Annotated in this window: 19 protein-coding genes; 10 read left to right on the top strand and 9 right to left on the bottom strand. The window is 72.9% G+C overall.

The genetic code is table 11. The annotated features are described in order from the left end of the window. Positions 1-56: 56 nt before the first annotated feature. The gene (locus tag OG448_RS22185; RefSeq protein ID WP_405556268.1) at positions 57-1433 is read left to right on the top strand and encodes a cysteine desulfurase/sulfurtransferase TusA family protein; all 1377 of its coding nucleotides are present in this window, start codon (positions 57-59) and stop codon (positions 1431-1433) included. A 102-nt stretch (positions 1434-1535) separates the two neighbouring features. Here OG448_RS22185 and OG448_RS22180 read toward each other — a convergent pair whose 3' ends face one another. After that, entirely contained in the window at positions 1536-2510 is a 975-nt protein-coding gene (locus tag OG448_RS22180) for a carbohydrate kinase family protein (RefSeq protein WP_405556266.1), read from the bottom strand. 131 nt (positions 2511-2641) lie between these two features. On the opposite strand from OG448_RS22180, the gene OG448_RS22175 reads away from it, so the two are divergent. Together OG448_RS22175 and OG448_RS22170 are read left to right on the top strand one after the other, a co-directional pair. Beyond that, positions 2642-2836, top strand: a complete 195-nt coding sequence (locus OG448_RS22175; RefSeq protein WP_391291476.1) for a hypothetical protein — start codon at positions 2642-2644, stop codon at positions 2834-2836. A gap of 108 nt (positions 2837-2944) precedes the next feature. Beyond that, positions 2945-4459 carry a hypothetical protein gene (locus OG448_RS22170; protein WP_405556265.1) on the top strand — a complete coding sequence of 505 codons (1515 nt, stop codon included), beginning with the start codon at positions 2945-2947 and terminating at the stop codon, positions 4457-4459. A gap of 85 nt (positions 4460-4544) precedes the next feature. Here OG448_RS22170 and erpA read toward each other — a convergent pair whose 3' ends face one another. After that, on the bottom strand, positions 4545-4901 hold the full coding sequence (gene erpA / locus OG448_RS22165; RefSeq protein WP_030807593.1) for an iron-sulfur cluster insertion protein ErpA: 357 nt from the start codon (positions 4899-4901) through the stop codon (positions 4545-4547). A 263-nt stretch (positions 4902-5164) separates the two neighbouring features. Here erpA and nadA point away from each other — a divergent pair, with 263 nt between their 5' ends. Beyond that, positions 5165-6349: a quinolinate synthase NadA gene (nadA, locus tag OG448_RS22160; RefSeq protein WP_405556263.1), complete on the top strand. Its 1185-nt coding sequence runs from the start codon at positions 5165-5167 to the stop codon at positions 6347-6349. Between the two features lie 74 nt (positions 6350-6423). Here nadA and OG448_RS22155 read toward each other — a convergent pair whose 3' ends face one another. The 3 genes from OG448_RS22155 to OG448_RS22145 form a co-directional block, all read right to left on the bottom strand. Beyond that, on the bottom strand, positions 6424-9537 hold the full coding sequence (locus OG448_RS22155; protein ID WP_405556262.1) for an efflux RND transporter permease subunit: 3114 nt from the start codon (positions 9535-9537) through the stop codon (positions 6424-6426). Between the two features lie 156 nt (positions 9538-9693). Continuing rightward, the gene (locus tag OG448_RS22150; protein ID WP_405556261.1) at positions 9694-10371 is read right to left on the bottom strand and encodes a response regulator; all 678 of its coding nucleotides are present in this window, start codon (positions 10369-10371) and stop codon (positions 9694-9696) included. Then, positions 10368-11588 carry a sensor histidine kinase gene (locus OG448_RS22145; protein WP_405556259.1) on the bottom strand — a complete coding sequence of 407 codons (1221 nt, stop codon included), beginning with the start codon at positions 11586-11588 and terminating at the stop codon, positions 10368-10370. Before OG448_RS22145 ends, OG448_RS22150 begins: the two co-directional genes overlap by 4 nt. Before the next feature lie 178 nt (positions 11589-11766). Between OG448_RS22145 and OG448_RS22140 the strand changes: the two genes are divergently transcribed. Then, positions 11767-13143, top strand: a complete 1377-nt coding sequence (locus OG448_RS22140; protein WP_405556257.1) for a DUF3616 domain-containing protein — start codon at positions 11767-11769, stop codon at positions 13141-13143. Here the strand turns inward: OG448_RS22140 and OG448_RS22135 are convergent, their stop codons facing one another. Together OG448_RS22135 and OG448_RS22130 are read right to left on the bottom strand one after the other, a co-directional pair. After that, entirely contained in the window at positions 13144-13422 is a 279-nt protein-coding gene (locus tag OG448_RS22135) for a hypothetical protein (protein ID WP_405556256.1), read from the bottom strand. It abuts the gene before it with no gap. A gap of 33 nt (positions 13423-13455) precedes the next feature. Beyond that, complete coding sequence (locus tag OG448_RS22130) at positions 13456-14253, bottom strand: PspA/IM30 family protein (RefSeq protein ID WP_078858422.1); 798 nt, start codon at positions 14251-14253, stop codon at positions 13456-13458. Positions 14254-14559: 306 nt separating this feature from the next. Here OG448_RS22130 and OG448_RS22125 point away from each other — a divergent pair, with 306 nt between their 5' ends. The 3 genes from OG448_RS22125 to OG448_RS22115 all read left to right on the top strand — a co-directional run bounded on the left by OG448_RS22125 (position 14560) and on the right by OG448_RS22115 (position 17114). Then, the gene (locus OG448_RS22125; protein WP_405556254.1) at positions 14560-15156 is read left to right on the top strand and encodes a DUF3043 domain-containing protein; all 597 of its coding nucleotides are present in this window, start codon (positions 14560-14562) and stop codon (positions 15154-15156) included. 71 nt (positions 15157-15227) lie between these two features. After that, on the top strand, positions 15228-15968 hold the full coding sequence (locus OG448_RS22120) for a class I SAM-dependent methyltransferase (protein WP_405558890.1): 741 nt from the start codon (positions 15228-15230) through the stop codon (positions 15966-15968). A gap of 72 nt (positions 15969-16040) precedes the next feature. Further along, positions 16041-17114 (top strand): S1C family serine protease, encoded by a 1074-nt coding sequence (locus OG448_RS22115; protein WP_405556252.1) that lies wholly within the window; start codon positions 16041-16043, stop codon positions 17112-17114. A gap of 48 nt (positions 17115-17162) precedes the next feature. On the opposite strand, the gene OG448_RS22110 is transcribed toward OG448_RS22115, so the two are convergent. After that, positions 17163-17384: a hypothetical protein gene (locus OG448_RS22110; protein WP_030807623.1), complete on the bottom strand. Its 222-nt coding sequence runs from the start codon at positions 17382-17384 to the stop codon at positions 17163-17165. A gap of 133 nt (positions 17385-17517) precedes the next feature. On the opposite strand from OG448_RS22110, the gene OG448_RS22105 reads away from it, so the two are divergent. Then, positions 17518-18717 (top strand): bifunctional adenosylcobinamide kinase/adenosylcobinamide-phosphate guanylyltransferase, encoded by a 1200-nt coding sequence (locus OG448_RS22105; protein ID WP_405556250.1) that lies wholly within the window; start codon positions 17518-17520, stop codon positions 18715-18717. Here the strand turns inward: OG448_RS22105 and OG448_RS22100 are convergent. Further along, positions 18714-19568, bottom strand: a complete 855-nt coding sequence (locus OG448_RS22100; protein WP_405556248.1) for a class I SAM-dependent methyltransferase — start codon at positions 19566-19568, stop codon at positions 18714-18716. The genes OG448_RS22105 and OG448_RS22100 overlap by 4 nt on opposite strands. A 131-nt stretch (positions 19569-19699) precedes the next feature. On the opposite strand from OG448_RS22100, the gene cobT reads away from it, so the two are divergent. After that, entirely contained in the window at positions 19700-20791 is a 1092-nt protein-coding gene (gene cobT, locus OG448_RS22095) for a nicotinate-nucleotide--dimethylbenzimidazole phosphoribosyltransferase (RefSeq protein WP_405556246.1), read from the top strand. Positions 20792-20827: the final 36 nt, after the last annotated feature.

The following is a 20827-nucleotide window of genomic DNA, read 5'->3' as shown; positions in this document are numbered from 1 at the left end:
GACACAGCCCCGCGCCCCCAGGTCGGCAAGACCAGACGGCGTTCTAACGTTGCCCTGTGGCTTTCTTCGATGTGGCTTCTGGGGCTTCGCTTCATCCTGTGGCGCGGCAGGCGTTGTTGGCGTCTTTGGATGAGGGGTGGGCCGATCCGGGACGGTTGTACCGGGAGGGGCGGCGGGCCCGGATGCTGCTGGACGCGGCTCGGGAGGCGGCGGCCGAGGTGGTGGGGTGCCGGGCGGACGAGGTGGTGTTCACGTCGTCCGGGACGCGGGCCGTCCACGACGGTGTGGCGGGGGCGTTGGCCGGGCGGCGGCGCGTCGGACGTCACCTGATCGTGTCAGCGGTCGAACATTCCTCGGTCCTCCATTCGGCGGACACGTTCGAGGCCGGGGGCGGTTCTGTCACCCGAGTGGGCGTCAGCCGGGCGGGGGCGGTGGACCCGTCGGCGTACGCGGAGGCCCTGCGGGCCGACACCGCGCTGGCGTGTCTCCAGTCGGCCAACCACGAGGTGGGCACCGTGCAGCCGGTGGCCGAGGTGGCCGGGGCGTGCCGGGCGGCCGGGGTGCCGCTGCTGGTGGACGCGGCCCAGTCGCTGGGCTGGGGCCCGGTGCCCGAGGGCTGGTCGCTGCTGACGGCCAGCGCGCACAAGTGGGGCGGCCCCTCGGGGGTGGGCCTGCTGGTGGTGCGCAAGGGCGTCCGCTTCGCGGCCCAGGGGCCGGGCGAGGAGCGGGAGTCGGGGCGCGTCTCCGGCTTCGGCAACATCCCGGCGATCGTGGCCTCGGTGGCCGCGCTGCGGGCGGTACGGGCCGAGGCGGACGCGGAGGCGGTACGGCTGCGGGCGCTGACCGAGCAGATCCGGGCGCGGGTGCCGCGGTTGGTGCCGGACGTGGAGGTGGTGGGCGATCCGGAGCGGCGGCTGCCGGGGATCGTCACGTTCTCCTGCCTGTACGTCGACGGCGAGGTGCTGCTGTCCGAGCTGGACCGGGCCGGCTTCTCCGTCTCCTCCGGCTCCTCCTGCACCAGCGGCACCCTCACACCGAGCCATGTGCTCAAGGCGATGGGCGTACTGAGCGAGGGCAACGTCCGCGTGTCGCTGCCGCTGGGCGTCGCGTCGGAGGAGGTCGACCGTTTCCTGGAGGTGCTGCCCGGCGTGGTGGCGGGGGTACGGGCCCAGCTCGGGGCACCGGAGCCGGAGGTCGAGGCGCGGGCGGAGGAGCTGGTGGTGGACTCCCTCGGCAAACGCTGCCCCATCCCGGTGATCGAACTGGCCAAGGTGATCGGCGAGGTCCCGGTGGGTGGCACGGTACGCGTCCTGTCGGACGACGAGGCGGCCCGTCTGGACATCCCGGCGTGGTGCGAGATGCGGGGGCAGGAGTACGTGGGCGAGGAGAAGGCGGAGCAAGGCGCGGCTTATGTCGTCCGCCGACTGAGCTGACCCAGGGGCGCGGGGCGGTGTTGGACTTGCGGCTCCGCCGCCTTGGCGCGACCAGCCACCGACGGGCCCGCAGCGAACCACGGACCCGTCGAGGCAAAGACTTCAGCTCAGGTACTGACGAACCTCAGCCGCCGCATCCTCGCCGTACGCCTTGGTGAAGCGGTCCATGAAGTGCGCCCGCCGAAGCTGATACTCCTGCGTACCCACCGTCTCGATGACGAGCGTCGCCAGCATGCACCCGACCTGAGCCGCCCGCTCCAGCGAGACCCCCCAGGCAAGCCCGGACAGGAACCCCGCGCGGAAGGCGTCGCCGACACCCGTGGGGTCGGCCTTGCGCTCCTCGTCCGGGCAACCGACCTCGATCGGGTCCTCGCCGACCCGCTCGATCCGCACACCGCGCGAACCGAGAGTGGTCACCCGATGGCCGACCTTCGCGAGGATCTGCTCGTCGCTCCAGCCGGTCTTGGACTCGATGAGGCCCTTCTCGTACTCGTTGGAGAACAGGTACGTGGCGCCGTCCAGCAGTATCCGGATCTCCTCGCCCTCCATACGGGCGATCTGCTGGGAGAAGTCCGCGGCGAAGGGGATCGAGCGGGAGCGGCACTCCTCGGTGTGGCGGAGCATGCCCTCCGGGTCGTCGGCGCCGATCAGGACGAGGTCCAGGCCGCCGACGCGGTCCGCGACCGTCTTCAGCTCGATCAGCCGGGCCTCGCTCATGGCACCGGTGTAGAAGGAGCCGATCTGGTTGTGGTCGGAGTCGGTGGTGCACACGAAGCGGGCGGTGTGCAGGGTCTCCGAGATACGGACCGACTCGGTGTCCACGCCATGGCGGTCGAGCCAGGAGCGGTACTCGTCGAAGTCGAAGCCCGCGGCGCCGACGAGGATCGGCCGGGTGCCGAGCTGGCCCATGCCGAAGGCGATGTTGGCGCCCACGCCGCCCCGGCGCACGTCCAGGTTGTCGACGAGGAAGGAGAGCGAGACCGTGTGCAGTTGGTCCGCGACGAACTGGTCGGCGAAGCGGCCGGGGAAGGTCATGAGGTGGTCGGTGGCGATGGAGCCGGTGACTGCGATGCGCACGGCAGGCGTTCTCCTGGCGGGAGGGGGAGCTGACAGTTCACGCTACCCGTAATCGGGCACCCACTGAAGCGGGGAAAACTACCCGATAGTAGATCTTTCTTCACCGGCCCCGGCGTGCCTACGGTGCGCTCATGACGAACCTCAGGCCCGACGACCTCGAAGTGGACCTCCCCGCGCTGCGCGGCGACTGCGCCCGCATGGCCCCGCACTGGGCCCCACCCGAGCACCGGGCCACCCGCCCGGTCCCGCCCTCGCTGATCCACGGGGTCCGGGTGCCGGCCCGCTCGGCACGGCTGGTGGACGCGATGTCCGACTACGGCGACTGAGCCGGCCCTCGCAGGGGCGCGCGGAAGGGAACCGTGCGCTCCCCTCGCGCGTCCCACCGCCGTCCCCCGCGCGGGAGACGCGGGGCACGAGCAGCGAGGAGCGATGCGGTGACCAAGGAGCGACCCGAGAACGAGGACCGGTCGGAAGCCGAGCCGGAATCGGAGCCGGCGTCGACGGAGGGGCCTGCCGCGACCTCCGAGGCTGCCGAGGCTGCTGAGACCCAGGCGGGTGAAGAGACCCCTCCCGCCCCCGCCGGACGCCCCCGTACCGCCGCGATCATCGCCTCCGTCGCCGCCGCCGTACTGCTCGTAGGCGGCGGGGGTGCCTGGCTGGCCTCCGGAAGCGGGTCCGACGGCAAGCAGGCCGGGGCCGGAAGCGAGGGCGCTCCCCCACCGCTCGCCCTCGACAGCGGGCCGGGCACCGGCTCCGCCGGGATCGCCGTCGGGGAACCCGACCCGAGCGGTGGCGTCCACTATGTCGTCAAGGGCGACCTCCCCGACGGCCCCCGCTCCGCCTCCGTCCACCTCGCGGAGGGCAAGGTCGGCGAGGACGAAGTCGCCCGGCTGGCCAAGGCGCTGGGGATCGCCGGCACCCCCGTGGCCGACGGGGGCGGCTGGCGGGCCGGGGAGCGGGAGGGCGGCCCGGTGCTCCGGGTGACGGGAGCCGACTGGTCGTACACCCGGTACGCGCCCGGCACCGACAACTGCCGCAAGATCACCGTCTGTGCACAGGACCCGGCCGCCCCGGCGGACGAGCCGGTCGGCACGGCGGAGGCGGAGCGGGTGGCGCGGCCGGTACTGAAGGCGCTCGGGCAGGACGACGCGAAGATCGACGCGAGCCAGGTGATGGGCGGCCGTCGGGTGGTGAACGCCGACCCGGTGGTGGACGGTCTGCCCACCTACGGCTGGACGACCGGCCTGACCGTGGACGAGAAGGGCGACATCGTCGGCGGCCACGGAATGCTCGCGCGGCTCACGAAGGGCGACACGTACCCCGTACTGGGCGCGGCCGACACGGTGAAGCTGATGAACGAGCCACCCGCCAAGGGCCACCGGATGGGCATCGGCGGGTGTGCGAGCCCGGTGCCGCTGAAGGACCGCCTGGAGCAGCCGTGCGGCGCCGCCACCGGCTCCCCCGCCGCGCCGAAGGGCGACGCGGTGACGGTCGAGAAGGCGGTGTTCGGGCTGGCCGCGCAGTCGGTGGACGGCCGTCAGGCCCTCGTACCGTCCTGGCTGTTCGAGGTGCGCGGCTCGGCGGCCCGCGGCGGCTTCACGGTGGCGCACCCGGCGGTCGACCCGAAGTACCTCGCCTCTCCCTCCCCCTCTCCTTCGGCCGAGGCGCCGAAGGGGCGCGGGGTGACGGTGGAGGGCTACCGCGCCGAGGGCCGGAAGCTGACCGTGCGCTTCGTCGGCGGGGTGTGTGCCGAGTACCGCGCGTCGGCGCGGGAGAGCGCGGGCCGGGTGGCGGTCACGGTCACCGAGAAGCCCCGGCCGGGCAACTGCATCGCGCTCGGCAAGGAGTACGCCCGGACCGTCTCCCTGGACGCCCCTCTCGCGGACCGCGAGGTGGTGGGCACCGACGGGGGCCGGGTCCCGAAGGCGGAGCACAGCCTGACTCCCTGACGCCCTGACCCCCCGGCGTACGACGACGGCGGCGGCCCCTCACCAGGAGGGGCCGCCGCCGTCGTGTCGCGGCCGTGGGGCCGGTTCAGCTGAAGGAGTCGCCGCAGGCGCAGGAGCCCGTCGCGTTCGGGTTGTCGATCGTGAAGCCCTGCTTCTCGATCGTGTCCACGAAGTCGATCGTGGCGCCGCCCAGGTACGGGGCGCTCATGCGGTCGGTGACGACCTTGACGCCGTCGAAGTCCTTCACGACGTCGCCGTCGAGCGAGCGCTCGTCGAAGAAGAGCTGGTAGCGCAGACCGGAGCAGCCGCCGGGCTGGACGGCCACCCGCAGGGCGAGGTCGTCCCGGCCTTCCTGGTCGAGCAGCGCCTTGACCTTGGCCGCGGCGGCGTCGGTCACGATGATGCCGTCGGTGACGGTGCTGGTCTCGTCCGATACGGACATCTACATCTCTCCCAAGTTGTACGGAGACTGCTTTCCGACCAGTGCAACCGGCGCGCCGGCCGATTCATTCCGGGCCGGGCGGACCGTCTGGCCGCGTTTCGCTTCTCTTCTCATGCTCGCACACGGGCGGAAGAGGGGGCAGCGGGCCGGTGCCGGAGAGGCCGGGATTCACGTCACATGGACGCTATGGCCATCGTCAAAGTGACGTGAAGCGGTTATGATAGATAACGTCAGTTAGACGAAAAGTAGAAAGGGTAGGTGCCGTGACCACCGCCCAGACCCCGCAGCTCGACGTACAGCCGTCTCCGCTCGCCCTGCTGCTGCTCGGCCGCGGGGCCGACCCGAGGAGCGAGCGGGGCGTCGAATGCCCCGGCGATCTGCCCGCACCCTCCGACCCGGACCTCGTGGCGCGCGCCCGTGCGGCCAAGGAGAAGCTCGGCAGCAAGGTCTTCGTCCTCGGCCACCACTACCAGCGGGATGAGGTCATCCAGTTCGCGGACGTCACCGGTGACTCCTTCAAGCTGGCCCGTGACGCGGCCGCCCGCCCGGAGGCGGAGTACATCGTGTTCTGCGGTGTGCACTTCATGGCCGAGTCGGCCGACATCCTCACCTCGGACGACCAGAAGGTCGTCCTGCCGGACCTCGCGGCCGGCTGCTCGATGGCCGACATGGCCACGGCCGAGCAGGTCGCGGAGTGCTGGGACGTGCTGACCGAGGCGGGCGTCGCCGAGCAGGTCGTGCCGGTGTCCTACATGAACTCCTCCGCGGACATCAAGGCGTTCACCGGCAAGCACGGCGGGACCATCTGCACCTCCTCCAACGCCGAGCGGGCGCTGGAGTGGGCCTTCCAGCAGGGTGAGAAGGTGCTGTTCCTGCCCGACCAGCACCTCGGCCGCAACACCGCCGTCCGCGACATGGGGATGTCCCTGGAGGACTGCGTCCTCTACAACCCGCACAAGCCGAACGGCGGCCTGACCGCCGAGCAGCTCCGGGACGCGAAGATGATCCTGTGGCGCGGGCACTGCTCGGTGCACGGGCGCTTCAGCCTGGAGTCGGTCGAGGACGTGCGCGAGCGGGTGCCGGGCGTGAACGTCCTGGTGCACCCCGAGTGCCGGCACGAGGTCGTGGCCGCGGCGGACTACGTCGGCTCGACGGAGTACATCATCAAGACGCTGGAGGCGGCCCCGGCCGGCTCCAAGTGGGCCATCGGCACCGAGCTGAACCTGGTCCGGCGGCTGGCGAACCGGTTCGCGCCCGAGGGCAAGGAGATCGTCTTCCTCGACAAGACGGTCTGCTTCTGCTCCACCATGAACCGCATCGACCTCCCCCACCTGGTCTGGGCCCTGGAGTCCCTCGCCGAGGGCACCCTGGTCAACCGCATCGAGGTCGACCCCGAGACGGAGGCGTTCGCCAAGCTGGCGCTGGAGCGGATGCTGGCGCTGCCGTAGCGGGACCGATGTACGACGGAGGCCCGTCGAACACCTCGAGGGTGTTCGACGGGCCTCCGTCTGTGTGGTGCCGGTCAGACTCCGGCCGTCTCCGGCTCGTCCGAGGACTGCTGTTCGGTCTCCGGGGACCGCTTCGCCGCCTTCTTCGCCGCTCGGCGTTCCTTCCGCAGTTCCACCATCGCGTAGAGCGTGGGGACGAGGAGGAGGGTCAGCAGGGTCGACGTGATCAGGCCGCCGATCACCACGACCGCGAGGGGCTGGGCGATGAAGCCGCCCTCGCCGGTGACGCCGAGCGCCATCGGGAGGAGGGCGAAGATCGTCGCCAGGGCGGTCATGAGGATCGGGCGGAGCCGGTGGCGGCCGCCTTCCACGACGGCCTCGACGACCCCGTACCCCTGGGAGCGGTACTGGTTGATCAGGTCGATCAGCACGATCGCGTTGGTCACCACGATGCCGATGAGCATCAGCATGCCGATCATCGCCGGGACGCCCATCGGGGTGCCGGTGACGATGAGCAGGCCGATCGCGCCGGTCGCCGCGAACGGGATGGAGACCAGCAGGATCAGCGGCTGGACCAGCGAGCGGAACGTCGCCACCAGCAGCATGAACACGATGGCGATGGCCGCCAGCATGGCCAGGCCCAGGTTCTTGAAGGCGTCGTCCTGGTCGGAGGAGACACCACCGATCTCGGCCGTGGCGCCCGCCGGGAGCTTCAGGGCCTTGATCTTCGACTGGAGCTGGGCGCTGACCGCGCCGGTGTTGTCACCGGTCGGCTTGGCCGTGACGGTCGCGGCGCGCTGACCGTCGATCCGGGTCATGGACACGGGCCCGTCGACCAGCTTCACGGTGGCGATGTCACCGAGCTTCACCGCACCGAGCCGCAGGTTCTTCAACTGGGCCAGCGTGGCGGCCGGGTGGGCGGACCGTACGACGACGTCGCGCTCGGTGTCGTCCAGGACCGCCTTGCCCGCCGGGACGCCGCGCACCGACTGCGCGACCGCCGCGCCGAGCTTCTGCTCGTCGAACCCGGCCGCGGCCGCCTTGGCGCCCGCCCGCACCGAGATGCGCGGCACGCTCTGCGCGAGGTCGCTGGTGACGTCGGTGACGTCGTCGAGACCGGCCACGGTGGAGCGCACCTTCTCGGCCGCCGTGCGCAGGGCCGCGGGGTCGGCGGCCTTGACCACGACACGGAGGTCCTGGTTGCCGAAGGCCGCGCCCGCCGAGACGGTGGTCGTCCCCGCGCCGTCCAGCTTCTTCAGCCCGTCCTCCAGCTCCCGCTGCACGTCGGCGGCGGAGCCGGAGTCCTTCAGCATGACCTGGTACGACGCCTGGTTGGTGTCGGTGCCGCCGCCGAAGGCGGCCATGAAGCCGGAGGAGCCGACGGTGACCTGGTAGTCCTTGATGCCGTCGATCCCGCCGAGCAGCTTCTCCACCCGCCTGGCCTGCGCGTCGGTCGCGGAGAGGCTGGTGCCGGGCTTCAGCTTCTGCTTGACGGTGAGGACCTGCTGCTCGCCCTGGTCGAAGAAGTTGGTCTTCAGCAGCCCGGCCATGCCGAAGGTGCCGAACAGCACGACGACCGCGATCAGCAGGCTGACCAGCCGGCGCCGGGTGGCGAACCGCAGGACGGGGACGTAGAGGCGCTGGAGGCGGCTGTCGGCCTCCTTCTCCTCGGCCCGGCGGCGGGCCTCGTCGGCGTCCTCCGGGGTGCCCTTGGGAGCGCGCAGGAACCAGTACGACAGCACCGGCACCACGGTCAGCGACACCAGCAGCGAGGCCAGCAGGGCGGCCGTCACGGTGATGCTGAACGAGCCGAACAGGGCGCCCACCATGCCGCCGACCAGGCCGATCGGCAGGAAGACGGCGACCGTGGTGAGGGTGGAGGAGGTGACCGCTCCGGCGACCTCGCGGACGGCGCCGAGGATGGCCTCCTTGCGCTCCTCGCCGTAGCCGAGGTGCCGCTTGATGTTCTCCAGCACCACGATCGAGTCGTCCACGACCCGGCCGATGGCGATGGTCAGCGCACCCAGCGTGAGCATGTTCAGCGACAGCCCGCGCGTCCACAGCACCAGCAGCGCCAGCACCACGGAGAGCGGGATGGAGACCGCGGTGACCAGCGTGGAGCGGACCGAGGCCAGGAAGACCAGGATGATCAGCACGGCGAACAGCAGGCCGAGCGCGCCCTCGGTGGTCAGGCCGTCGATGGCCTTGGACACCTCGGGCCCCTGGTCGCTGACGACCGTGAGCTTGGCGTCCTTGCCGAGGTCGGCCCGGAGCTTGGGGAGCTGGTCCTCGACCGCGTCGGAGATGGCGACCGCGCTGCCGTCGTGGTCCATGGTGACGTTGACCGCGAGGCTGGGCTTGCCGTCCGTGCGGGTCAGCGAGTCGGCCGGGGCCGGCCGCTCCGCGACGGTCGCCACGTCGGCGAGGCGCACGGGCTTGCCGCCGCCCTGGCCCGCGACGCGGAGGTCCTTGATCTGGGCCAGCGAGGTGAAGCCGCCGCCGACCTGGACCGTGCGGTTGGCGCCGTTCTCGTCGAAGGAGCCCGCCGGGACGGACGCGCCGCCCGCCTGGAGCGCCGGGATGAGCGCGGCCGGGCTGAGCCCCGCCTTGGCGAGTTTGGCGTCGTCCGGGGTGACGGCGACCTGGAGGTCGCGCACGCCCATGACCTGGACCCGTCCGACGCCGTCGATGTCCTTCAGCGCGGGGACGACCGTACGGTCCAGCTTGTCGGCCAGCGCCTGCTGGTCGGTGCCGGAGGAGGCGGCGAGCACCACGGTCGGCATGTCGTCGGTGGAGCCGGAGACGACCTGGGGGTCGACGGTGTCCGGGAGCTGGGCGCGGGCCCGGTTGACGGCCTGCTGGACGTCGGTGACGAGCCGCTTGGTGTCGTTGCCGTAGTCGAAGGACGCCATGATCACGGCGTTGCCCTCGCTGGCGGTGGAGGTGACCGAGGTGACGCCGTCGACGCCCTGGAGGCTGTCCTCGATGGGCTCGATGACCTGCTTCTCCACCACGTCGGGCGAGGCGCCCTGGTAGGGGGCGATCACCGAGACCATGGGCAGGTCGATGGTGGGCAGCAGTTGCTGCTTGATCTGGGGTATCGCGATGAGTCCGAAGACCAGCGCGATGAGCGACATCAGGCCGATCAGGGCCCGTTGCGCGAGGCTGAACCGGGACAGCCAGGACATGGGACAGGGTCTCTCTTCTGTGAGCGGCAGAAGCTGCGGCGGGACGCGTCTGTGCGCCCACCCCACACCCTGGTCCATCATCGGGGCCCGACCCGTAGGCCCCTGGTCCATTTCCGGGGCGGCCCGCTACTCCCCGCGCAGTAGAGCGGGTGGAGGTCAGTCCGACCTCGGGCGGACCAGCCCGGACTCGTAGGCGATGACGACGAGCTGGGCCCGGTCGCGGGCGCCCAGCTTGGCCATGGCCCGGTTGACGTGCGTCTTCACCGTCAGCGGGCTGACCTCGAGACGCTCGGCGATCTCGTCGTTGGAGTGGCCGCCGGCCACCAGCACGAGCACCTCGCGTTCCCGGACGGTGAGCGCGTCGAGCCTGGCCAGCCGGGCCGGGTCGGGGGCGGGGACGTCGGACTGGGCGAGGAAGCGGGCGATCAGGCCCTTGGTGGCGGCCGGGGACAGCAGCGCCTCGCCGCTCGCGGCGAGGCGGATCGCGGTCAGCAGCTCCTCCGGCTCGCTGCCCTTGCCGAGGAACCCGGAGGCGCCCGCGCGCAGGGCCTTCACCACGTAGTCGTCGACCTCGAAGGTGGTCAGGATGACCACGCGGACGTGGGCCAGGGCCGGGTCGGCGCCGATCATGCGGGTGGCGGCGAGGCCGTCGGTGCCGGGCATCCGGATGTCCATCAGGACGACGTCGGCGGCGCACTCCTTGGCCAGCCGGACCGCCTCGGCGCCGTCGGACGCCTCCCCCACCACGGCCATGCCGGGCTCGGAGTCGACCAGCACCCGGAACGCGCTGCGCAGCAACGCCTGGTCGTCGGCGAGCAGGACGCGGATGGTCATACGGGCTTCCTCTCGGCCCCGGCGCGGGTCTGGACCGGCAGGATGGCATGGACGCGGAAGCCGCCGCCGTAGCGGGGGCCGGTGGTGAGGGTGCCGCCGAGCGCGGTGACCCGCTCGCGCATGCCGAGCAGCCCGTGCCCGCCGCCCGTACCGGTCGCACCGGTGGCGCCGGCGCCGTCGTCCAGCACGCTGATCTCGATGTTCGGCCCGACCCGTACGACGCTGACCTCGGCCTTGGCGCCGGTTCCGGCGTGCTTCTGGGCGTTGGTGAGGGCTTCCTGCACGATCCGGTAGGCGGCCAGGTCGACGGCGGCCGGGAGTTCGGTGTCCTGCTCGGCGCGGGCCACCTGGACGGGCAGTCCGGCGTTGCGGAAGGTCCCGGCGAGTTCGTCGAGGCGGCCGAGGCCGGAGGCGGGTTCGGTGGGCGCGGCGGGGTCGTCGGACTGGCGGAGCAGGCCGACCGTGGCGCGCAGTTCGTCCAGCGCGGAGCGGCTGGCCTCGCGGACGTGCGCGAGGGCCTCCTTGGCCTGGTCGGGGCGCCGGTCCATGACGTGGGCGACGACGCCGGCCTGCACGTTGACCAGGGCGATGTGGTGGGCGACCACGTCGTGCAGTTCGCGGGCGATGCGCAGCCGTTCCTCGGCGACCCGGCGCCGGGCCTCCTCCTCGCGGGTGCGCTCGGCGCGTTCGGCGCGCTCCCGGATGGCCTGGACGAAGGCGCGGTGGCTGCGGACGGCGTCACCCGCGGTGGCGCCGATGCCGGTCCAGGCGACCAGGGCGATGTTCTCCTGCGCGTACCAGGGCAGCGGCCCGGCGGCCATGGCGGCCACCGTCAGCACGGTCATGGTGAGCAGTCCGACCCGCCAGGTGGTGGCGCGGTCGGTGGTGGAGGCGACGGTGTAGAGGGCGATGACGGTGGTCATCGCCACGGGGGCGCGGGGGTCGCCGGTGACGCACTCGATCAGGGCGAAGGTGCCGGTGGCGGCCAGTACGGCGAGCGCGGAGCGGCGGCGCAGTACGAGGGCGGCGGAGGCCAGGACCATCAGCAGCAGGCTCAGCGCGTTGGGCGGACGGGCGCCCCAGTCCACGCCGTGGTCGCCGTCCGGTGCGGCGAAGGCGCTGCTGATCATGCACAGCAGCACGGCCGCCGCGATGACCGCGTCGAGTGTGAGGGGGTGCGCCTTGAACTGGTACCGGGCGCGTCGGAGAGTGCTCACCCGGTGAACAGTACGGGGCGCGGGGACGGCGCGGGTGCGCGGTGGGACGCCAGGTGTCGGGTGGTGTTCGCCGGGGATACCGGTGGTGGACGCCCACCGTTGGCCGGGTCGGCCGAGCCTTCTCGTCGGCATGCGGGCCGCCCGGACCGGATGCGTCGTCGTCGAAAGGCAGTGACCCGTGCGCCCCCTCCCCTCCCGCCTGCTCCCCACCGCCACCGCCGTAGCCCTGCTGGCGGTCCTCGGCCCGGCCGCCACGGTGCACGCGGCGTCCACCGGCACCCCGACGATCAAGCTGTCGGCCGCCTACCTCTCCGGCGCGGTCGGCGCGACCGGTGACCCGGCGGTCACGGTGACCGTCGCGCAGAGCGGCGCGGACGCCTCGGGCCTGACGGTGACGGCGTCGCAGAGCAGCCGGAGCACGGTGGCGGGCACCGGGGACGTCCGCGTCACCGGCAGCGGCGGCAGCCGTACGGTCGCGGTGACCGCCCGCGCCCAGGGGTACGCCGACCTCACGCTGAAGGTGACCGGCGCGGACGGCAAGTCCGCCACCACGACCCTGCACTACGCGGCCTCCCCCGCCGTCCAGCGCTCGGCCGACGCCCGCTACCTCACCGGCGCCTCGGACGCCTCCGCCGCCGTGGACGCCGGCGGCGGCTACGTCCTGGTGGCCAACGACGAGGACAACACCCTGCGCCTGTACGACGGTTCGGCCTCGGGCGCGCCGGTCAAGAGCTGGGACCTGTCCTCCGCGCTGGGCGCTTCCAAGGAGGTCGACATCGAGGGCGCGGCCCGCGTCGGGAACACCGTCTACTGGACCGGCTCGCTCGGCAACAACAAGGACGGCGAGTACAAGGCGGACCGGAACACGGTCTTCACCACCACGCTCTCCGGTTCCGGCGCCGCCACCTCGGTGGCCTTCGGCAGCGCCGGGCACAGGCTGCGGGACGACCTGGTCGCCTGGGACAAGGCGGGCGGCAACCGGTACGGCTTCGCGGCCGCGACCGCCGACGGCCAGACCCCGAAGCAGGTGGACGGCTTCAACGTGGAGGGTCTGGAGTTCGCGCCCGGCTCCACCACAACGGCCTACGTCGGCTTCCGCGCCCCGCTGGTCCCGCCGAGCGAGGGCGGGAAGGCGCTGATCGTGCCGGTGACCAACATGGACCAGGTGGTCCGCGGCACGAAGGCCGCCTTCGGCACCCCCGTCGAGCTGGACCTCGGCGGGCTGTCGGTGCGTGATCTGCGCCGGAACGACAAGGGGCAGTACCTGATCGTCGCCGGGTCCTGGGCGGCCGAGGACAACAGCGCGCCCTACGCCCTGTACCGCTGGGACGGGGTGGCCGGGCACCAGCCGGTGAAGGTGCTGGACCTGCCCACGGCGGACGCGGGCGGCTGGGAGTCCGTGGTGGCGGTGCCGGACCTGGACGTGCCCGGCGGCCGGGTGCAGCTCATCACCGACGACGGCAGCGCCGACCTGTACGGCGACGGCACCGAGGCCAAGGACCTCTCCCACCCGGAGTGGCAGAAGTCCCGCTCCACCTTCTTCACGCTCGGCTGATCAGCCGGGGATCAGCCCGTCGTCGCTGAGCATCTCCCGGACCTCCTCCACGGTGGCGTCCGGGGCGGGCAGGATCAGCTCGGAGGGCTCCAGGGAGTCGTCCGGGAGCGGGGTGCCCAGCTTCCGGACGGCTTCCAGCAGGGAGTGCAGGGTGCGCCGGAAGCCCTCCTCGTCACCGCCCTCGACCTCGGCGAGCAGTTCGTCGTCCAGCTTGTTCAGCTCAGGGAAGCGGGAGTCGTCCAGCCTCACCTGGCCCTCACCCATGATCCGTACGATCACTACGGCCTCCTCGGCTCGGGTCCCGGCGGCGGACTACTGCTTGTCGAAGCGGGGGGTGTCCTGCGGCTGCTGCTGTGCCTGCTGACCGCCCGTACCGCCCTCGATGGCCTGCTGCTGGGCGGAGGAGCCACCGGCCAGCTCGGCCTTCATCCGCTGGAGCTCCAGCTCCACGTCCGAACCGCCGGAGAGGCGGTCCAGCTCGGCCTGGATGTCGTCCTTGGCCATGCCGGACTGGTCGTCCAGCGCGCCGGAGGCGAGCAGCTCGTCGATCGCGCCGGCCCGCGCCTGGAGCTGGGCCGTCTTGTCCTCGGCCCGCTGGATCGCCATGCCCACGTCGCCCATCTCCTCGGAGATGCCGGAGAACGCCTCCCCGATGCGGGTCTGCGCCTGGGCGGCGGTGTAGGTGGCCTTGATGGTCTCCTTCTTCGTACGGAAGGCGTCGACCTTGGCCTGGAGGCGCTGGGCCGCGAGGGTGAGCTTCTCCTCCTCGCCCTGGAGGGTGGCGTGCTGCGTCTCCAGGTCCGTGACCTGCTGCTGGAGGGCGGAGCGGCGGGCCAGCGCCTCACGGGCGAGGTCCTCCCGGCCGAGCGCCAGCGCCTTGCGGCCCTGGTCCTCCAGCTTCCCGGACTGCTGCTGCAACTGGTTGAGCTGGAGCTCCAGGCGCTTGCGGGAGGTCGCCACGTCGGCGACACCGCGCCGCACCTTCTGGAGCAGCTCCAACTGCTTCTGGTACGAGTAGTCGAGGGTCTCGCGCGGGTCCTCGGCCCGGTCAAGGGCCTTGTTCGCCTTCGCGCGGAAGATCATCCCCATACGCTTCATGACACCGCTCATGGGCTTCGCGCGCCCCCTTCTGACGGACTCCAGCTCACCGATCCTGCGACAGAACCCACAGTACGGGCCCTGCCACCATTACCGCACCGTTCGGGGAGCGATGCGCTCCTCCCCAAGGACGAGCCCCGGCCCGGCCACTCCGGCGTGAGGAGTAGGTGATCCCCGGGGTGGCGCCCCGCCGGGTGTACGACTCGCCCGGGAAGCGTCCAGGACGTCCCCTCTGTACCCCGATAGACGTCCGGCGTTGCCGGATCGTTCCCCGAAGGACTGGGGTCCATGCCGGTGATGCCCGTACCCTTGGGTTTTGTGTTCCGTAGCCGTGCGAAGGAAGAGAAGGCACCCGCCGACAAGGCGCAGGTGACCGGCTCCAGTCAGCCCCGCGACCCCCAGGCCCCCAAGGGTCGGCCCACGCCGAAGCGCAGTGAGGCCCAGACCCAGCGCCGCAGTGTCGCCAGTACGCCCGTGTCCCGCAAGGACGCCGCGAAGCGGCAGCGCGAGGACCGCCGTCAGGCCCTGGACCGGCAGCGCCGCGCGCTCGCCGGGGGCGACGAGCGGTACCTGCCCGCCCGGGACAAGGGGCCGGTGCGCAAGTTCGCCCGTGACTGGGTCGACTCGCGGATCAACGTGGCGGAGTTCTTCCTGCCGCTGGCCATCGTGATCCTGATCCTCAGTGTGGTGCGGGTGCCCTCGATCCAGAGCATCGCGCTGCTGCTGTGGCTGATCGTGATCGTGCTGATCCTCGTCGACTCCGCCTTCAGCGGCTACCGACTGAACAAGCGGCTCGCCGAGAAGTTCCCGGACGTCAACCGCCGGGGCGCGGTCATGTACGGCCTCATGCGCTCCCTCCAGATGCGCCGGCTGCGACTGCCCAAGCCGCAGGTCAAGCGCGGAGAGCGACCCTGAGCGCAGACGCCGCTCCCGGCACGGCGGCCCTGACGGGGCCGCACACACCGGGCGAGCTGATCCGCCAGCACCTGGTCACCCGCCAACTGGACGAGCAGCTCGCCCGGGCCTTCGCCGTCGGGCGGCGGCTGCGGGTGCTCGACGTCGGCATGGGCCGGGGCGCGCAGGCGTTGCGCCTGGCCCGGCTCGGCCACCGGGTCACCGGGGTCGAGCGCGACCCCGAGCTGGTCGCGGCCGCGCGTGCGGCGCTGACCGGTGAGCCGGACGGTATCCGCGAGCGGGTCCGGCTGGTGCAGGGCGAGGGCCGGGACACCGGGGTGCACTTCCTGCCGGGCAGCTTCGACGTGGTGCTGTGCCACGGGGTGCTGATGCACGTCGAGGAGCCCGACGCACTGGTGGCCGGGCTGGCCCGGATGCTGGCGCCCGGTGGACTGCTGTCCCTGCTGGTCCGCAACGGCGACGCCCTCGCCATGGGGCCCGGCCTCGCCGGTGACTGGTCCGGGGCGCTGGCCGCCCTGGACAGCGCCGCCCTCCTCCCCCGCTCCCGCACCGAGGCCGACGGCGACACCCCGCCGCCTCCCGCCCCCGAGGGCCGCGCCGACCGCCTCTCCGCCCTGACGGCCACCCTGCACGGCATCGCCGCCCCCCTGCACGCCTGGTACGGCGTCCAGGTCTTCGCCGACCGCGTCCCCTCCGCCCCCGCCTCCCCCCACGACCTGGAGACCCTCCTCGCCGTCGAGGAACGCGCGGGCCGCACGGACCCGTACCGAGGGATCGCGGAACTGCTGCACCTGTGCGGGGTGCGGGGGTAGTCCCGTTCGGCGGTAGTCCCGTTCGGCGGTATTCGGCGGGCCCCCGTCAGTGAACCGTGGGGAGACTCGTCCATGGACGCTTCCCGTATCCGGGCCGGGCGCAGGGGTGCCGTGGCCGTCGTGCTGGTGTGCGCCGCTGTCCTCGTAGGCGGCTGCTCGGGCCCGGCGACCTCGGCCCGGAAGAGCGACCCTTCGACCGCGCCGGCGGCGCTGCCGAGGGCGGCGGACGACCTCCAGGACCAGTACCAGAAGGTCATCAAGGACGTACTGCCGTCGGTCGTACAGATCCAGGCGGGGCAGTCCCTCGGTTCGGGCGTGGTCTACGACGACAAGGGCCACATCGTCACCAACGCGCACCTGGTCGGCGCGGAGAAGACCTTCCGGGTGACCACGGCCCGCAGCGAGGAACCGCTGGCGGCGAGCCTGGTCTACTCCTACCCCGAGCAGGACCTCGCGGTGATCAAGCTGGACAAGGCCCCGGCGGACCTGCGCCCGGCGGTGTTCGGCGGCTCGGACGAGGTGGAGGTCGGCCAGATCGTGCTGGCCATGGGCTCACCCCTCGGGCTGGCCTCCAGCGTGACCCAGGGCATCGTCTCGGCCACCGGACGGACCGTCAGCGAGCCCGGTGACGACGGGGGTCCCGGCGCCACGATCCCCAACATGGTGCAGACCTCGGCCGCGATCAACCCCGGCAACAGCGGGGGCGCCCTGGTGAACCTGAAGGGTCAGGTCATCGGCATCCCGACGCTGGGCGCGACCGACCCCGGCATGCAGGGCGGCGCGGCGCCGGGCATCGGCTTCGCCATCCCGGCGTCGATGGTGCGTACGGTCGCCGGGCAGATCATCGCCACCGGCAAGGTCACCGACTCCGGGCGGGCCGCACTGGGCGTCACGGTCCGCACGATAGTGGACGACGGCTACCAGCCCGCCGGGGCGGCGGTGGTCACGGTGAAGCAGGGCGGGCCGGCGGCGAAGGCGGGGCTGAAGACGGGCGATGTGATCACCCGGCTGGACGACAGCCCGGTCGGCACCACCACGGAACTCGCCGAGGTGCTGGCGGAGAAGAAGCCCGGCGAGAAGGTCACGGTCACCTACCAGCGCTCGGACTCGCGGCACACGGCCGAGGTGACGCTCGGGGAGCAGTGAGGGCCCCCCGACGGGAGCGGGAGTGGTCCCGCCCCCGCTGGACCGGGGTTACTGCCCCTCGGCACCCTCGGCGTCGAGGCTCATCGGCCCGTAGATCTCGGTGCTCTCCTCGAAGAGCCGCACCTGGTCCGCGCCACCCTCCAGCAGCGCCTTCCAGTTCTCGCCGACCCAGGACTCGGCGTCGCCCTGCGTGGTGAACTCCTCGGGCTCCACGGCGGGCGGGACCTCCGTCCCGTCGGCCTTCTCGAACCGCCACGTCCAAGCTGTCATGCGCGCCTCCTTCGATCCGACTCCTGCGGGCAGCGTATGCGGTCGGCGGGGCCGCCCACAGGACATCGTGGATCATCGTCCGCTCAGGTGACCTGGTGCGCGGGGGGCGCCGGGACAGGTGAAAATCGGTTCCGTGGACGTCACTCTGCTCGGCACCGGTGCCCCCTCGGGACTGCCCCGACCCGACTGCCCCTGTGCCGTGTGCGCGAGCGCGCTCGGCCCGCACGCGCGGGCGGCCACCGCGCTGCTGGTGGACGGGGCCCTGCTGCTGGACCTGACACCGGGCGCCGCCTTCGCCGCCGCCCGCGCCGGCCACTCGCTGGGCAGGGTCCGCCAGGTGCTCCTCTCCCACCCGCACGACGGGCCCGCCGTGGAGGTCCCCGCCGGGCTCCCCCAGCCGGTCCGGGTACCGGACGGCCGCGAGCTGACCCTGCTGACGGGCCATCGGGTCCGGGCGCTGGCGATGGACGCGGGCGGTACGGGGTACGAGGTGACCGGGCCGGACGGCCTGAAGCTGCTGTACCTCCCGCCGGGCGGCTCCCCGGCGGGGCTGGAGCGGGTGGCGGAGCCATACCACATGGTGCTGGCCGACATCGTGGGGCGCCCGGACGCGCTGGCCCGGCTGCGGGCGGCCGGCGGGGTGGGTCCGGCGACCGACGTCGTCGCGGTCCACCTGGACCATGACGTGCCGCAGGCCACGGAGTTGCCCCGGCGGCTGGCGGCGGCCGGGGCGCGGACGGTGCCGGACGGGGTGACGCTGGCGGTGGGCGCGTACGACGAGGTCCCGGACGTGCCGCGCCGGACGCTGGTGCTGGGCGGCGCCCGCTCGGGCAAGTCGGTGGAGGCGGAACGGCGCCTGGAGTCCTTCCCGGACGTGGTCTACGCGGCGACCGGCGGCACCCGCGCCGGGGACCGCGAGTGGGCGGACCGGGTCGCCGCGCACCGCGAACGCCGTCCCGGCTCCTGGCGTACGGCGGAGACCACGGACCTGGTGCCCCTGCTCGCCGAGGACGGCCCGCCCCTCCTCATCGACTGCCTCTCCCTCTGGCTCACCGACGTCATGGACGCGGTCGGTGCCTGGGACGACGCCCAGTGGGCCGACGGCGGCGAGAAGGCGCTCCGCGACCGGGTCCACGAACTGACGCGAGCGGTACGCGAGACCCCCCGCACCGTGGTCGCCGTCTCCAACGAGGTGGGCTCCGGCATCGTCCCGGCCACCCCCTCGGGCCGCCGCTACCGCGACGAACTCGGGCGCCTGAACACGGCGTTCGCCTCGGAGTGCGAGCAAGTCGTCCTGGTGGTGGCGGGGCAGGCGCTGGTGCTGCGCGGTTAGCCGTGCAGCCGCCCCGGCTTGCGGGCCACGACCCGGTAGGCGTTGGCGAAGCGGGTGCGCCGGGTCAGGGGGGCCAGGAGGTGGTCCAGGGCGGTGGCCGCGGCCAGGGGGGCGCGCAGGGGCCTGGGGAGGGTCGTGGTGAGGTCCTGGGGCTGGTGGACGCGGGCCGTGGTGGTGACCGTGCAGTCCAGGGCGTGGAGTTCGGCCTCCAGGTTGGGCAGCGGGAGCAGGTGGGCGTGCCGGTGCGGGAGCCAGTGGGGACCCAGGAGGGTGGCGTAGGCGCTGTCCGGGGCGGCGGCCTCGATGACGAGGTGGCCGCCGGGGCGGAGCACGGCCAGCGCGGCGCGCAGTTCGGCGCGGGGGTCGGGGACGTGGGCCAGGTGGTGGAGCATGCTCACCACGTCGTAACGGGCGCGCAGTTGGCCGGTGACGCCGGGCGTGGTGAGCAGCCCCCGGTGGGCCTCCTCGACCCGCCCCTCGGCGAGCGCCCGCTCGACCCGCGCGGTGGGGTCGAGCCCGTCGAAGCTGGTGTACGGGAAGAACTCCCGCGCGGCCTCGGGGAAGTGGCCGTGCCCGGTGCCGACGTCGAGCCAGCTCTCGGGGTCGGCCAGACCGGTGAGGGCGCGGGCGGTGGCCCGGTGGGCGCGTCCGGCTTCCGGAAGCGGACGGGTGGCGTCGGCGGGCCGGGGGTTCTGGAAGGCGTGGGCGCACTCCCCGCACTCGTCGAGGGCGACGGCGCGGGGCGCGCGCAGCCGGGTGCGCAGGCGGGCCGAGCCGCACCAGGGACAGTCCTCGCGGCGCGGGCCGGGGAACCGGTCGCTGACCTGCGGGGCGGAGGGCGAGGGCGGCATGGCGGCTCCTGTACGGCATTTCGCGGTAAACCGGAACGTAAGGGATGCCGATCTTGGGTGCAATGACGTGCGCCGGGCGTGGTGGCGGTGTGGCGCGGGGCGCCCCGCGCGCGGGCGGTACTGTTCCGCGAATGGACAGCCTTCAACTCGACGACTTCACCGATCTGATCGAGCGCCCGGACGGCGGCGTGCGCCGGGACGCCGAGGCGCGGCGGGAGCGCCTGGCCGTACCGTCCGGCGCGCTGGGCCGGCTGGACGAGCTGGGCGAGTGGCTGGCGGCCGCGCAGGGCGCGGTGCCGGTACGGCCCGTCGAGCGGCCGAAGCTGGTCCTCTTCGCCGGTGACCACGGCATCGCCTCGCTCGGGGTCTCCCGGCGCCCGGAGGGCGGCGCGGCCGATCTGGTCCGGGCGGTGCTGGAGGGCACGAGCCCGGCCGCGGTGCTGGCCCGCAGGCTGGACGTGCCGGTACGGGTGGTCGACCTGGCGCTGGACTGCGACCCGGACACCTTCCCCGCCGAGGTGACCCGGCACCGGGTGCGGCGCGGCAGCGGCCGGATCGACGTCGAGGACGCGCTGACCGCCGAGGAGGCCGAGGCGGCGTTCCGCGCGGGCATGGCCGTGGCCGACGAGGAGGCCGACTCCGGTACGGACCTGGTGGTGCTCGGCGATGTGAGCGTGGGCGGCACGACGGCGGCGGCGGTGCTGGTGGCCGCGCTGTGCGGGACGGACGCGTCGGTGGTGACCGGGCGCGGCGGCGAGGCCATCGACGACCTGGCCTGGATGCGCAAGTGCGCGGCCGTGCGGGACGCCCTGCGCCGGGCTCGACCGGTCCTCGGTGACCAGCTCGAACTCCTGGCGACGGTGGGCGGCGCCGACCTGACGGCGATGACCGGGTTCCTGCTCCAGTGCGCGGTGCGCAAGCTTCCGGTGATCCTGGACGGCGTGGTGGCCTCGGCCTGCGCGCTGGTGGGCCAGCGGGTGGCGTTCCGGGCGCCGGACTGGTGGCTGGCGGGTCACGACAGCGGTGAGCCGGGGCAGGCGAAGGCGCTGGACCGGATGGCGCTGGAGCCGCTGCTGACCCAGGGCGTACGGGTCGGCGAGGGCGCGGGCGCCCTGCTGGCCCTCCCCCTGGTCCGCTCGGCCGCGGCGCTGGCCGCCGAGCTTCCGGAGCGGCGAGAGCCGGAAGAGGCCGAGAAGCCCGAGGAGTCCGAGGAGAGCGTCTAGCCCGGCCGTATCCCACGGCGCCGATGAGCGCGATTC

Origin of the sequence: Streptomyces sp. NBC_01171, from assembly GCF_045039805.1 — a bacterium.
Classification (GTDB): domain Bacteria; phylum Actinomycetota; class Actinomycetes; order Streptomycetales; family Streptomycetaceae; genus Streptomyces.
The sequence above is the reverse complement of the archived record's forward strand: the minus strand, read 5'-3'. Positions and strand labels throughout refer to the sequence as shown.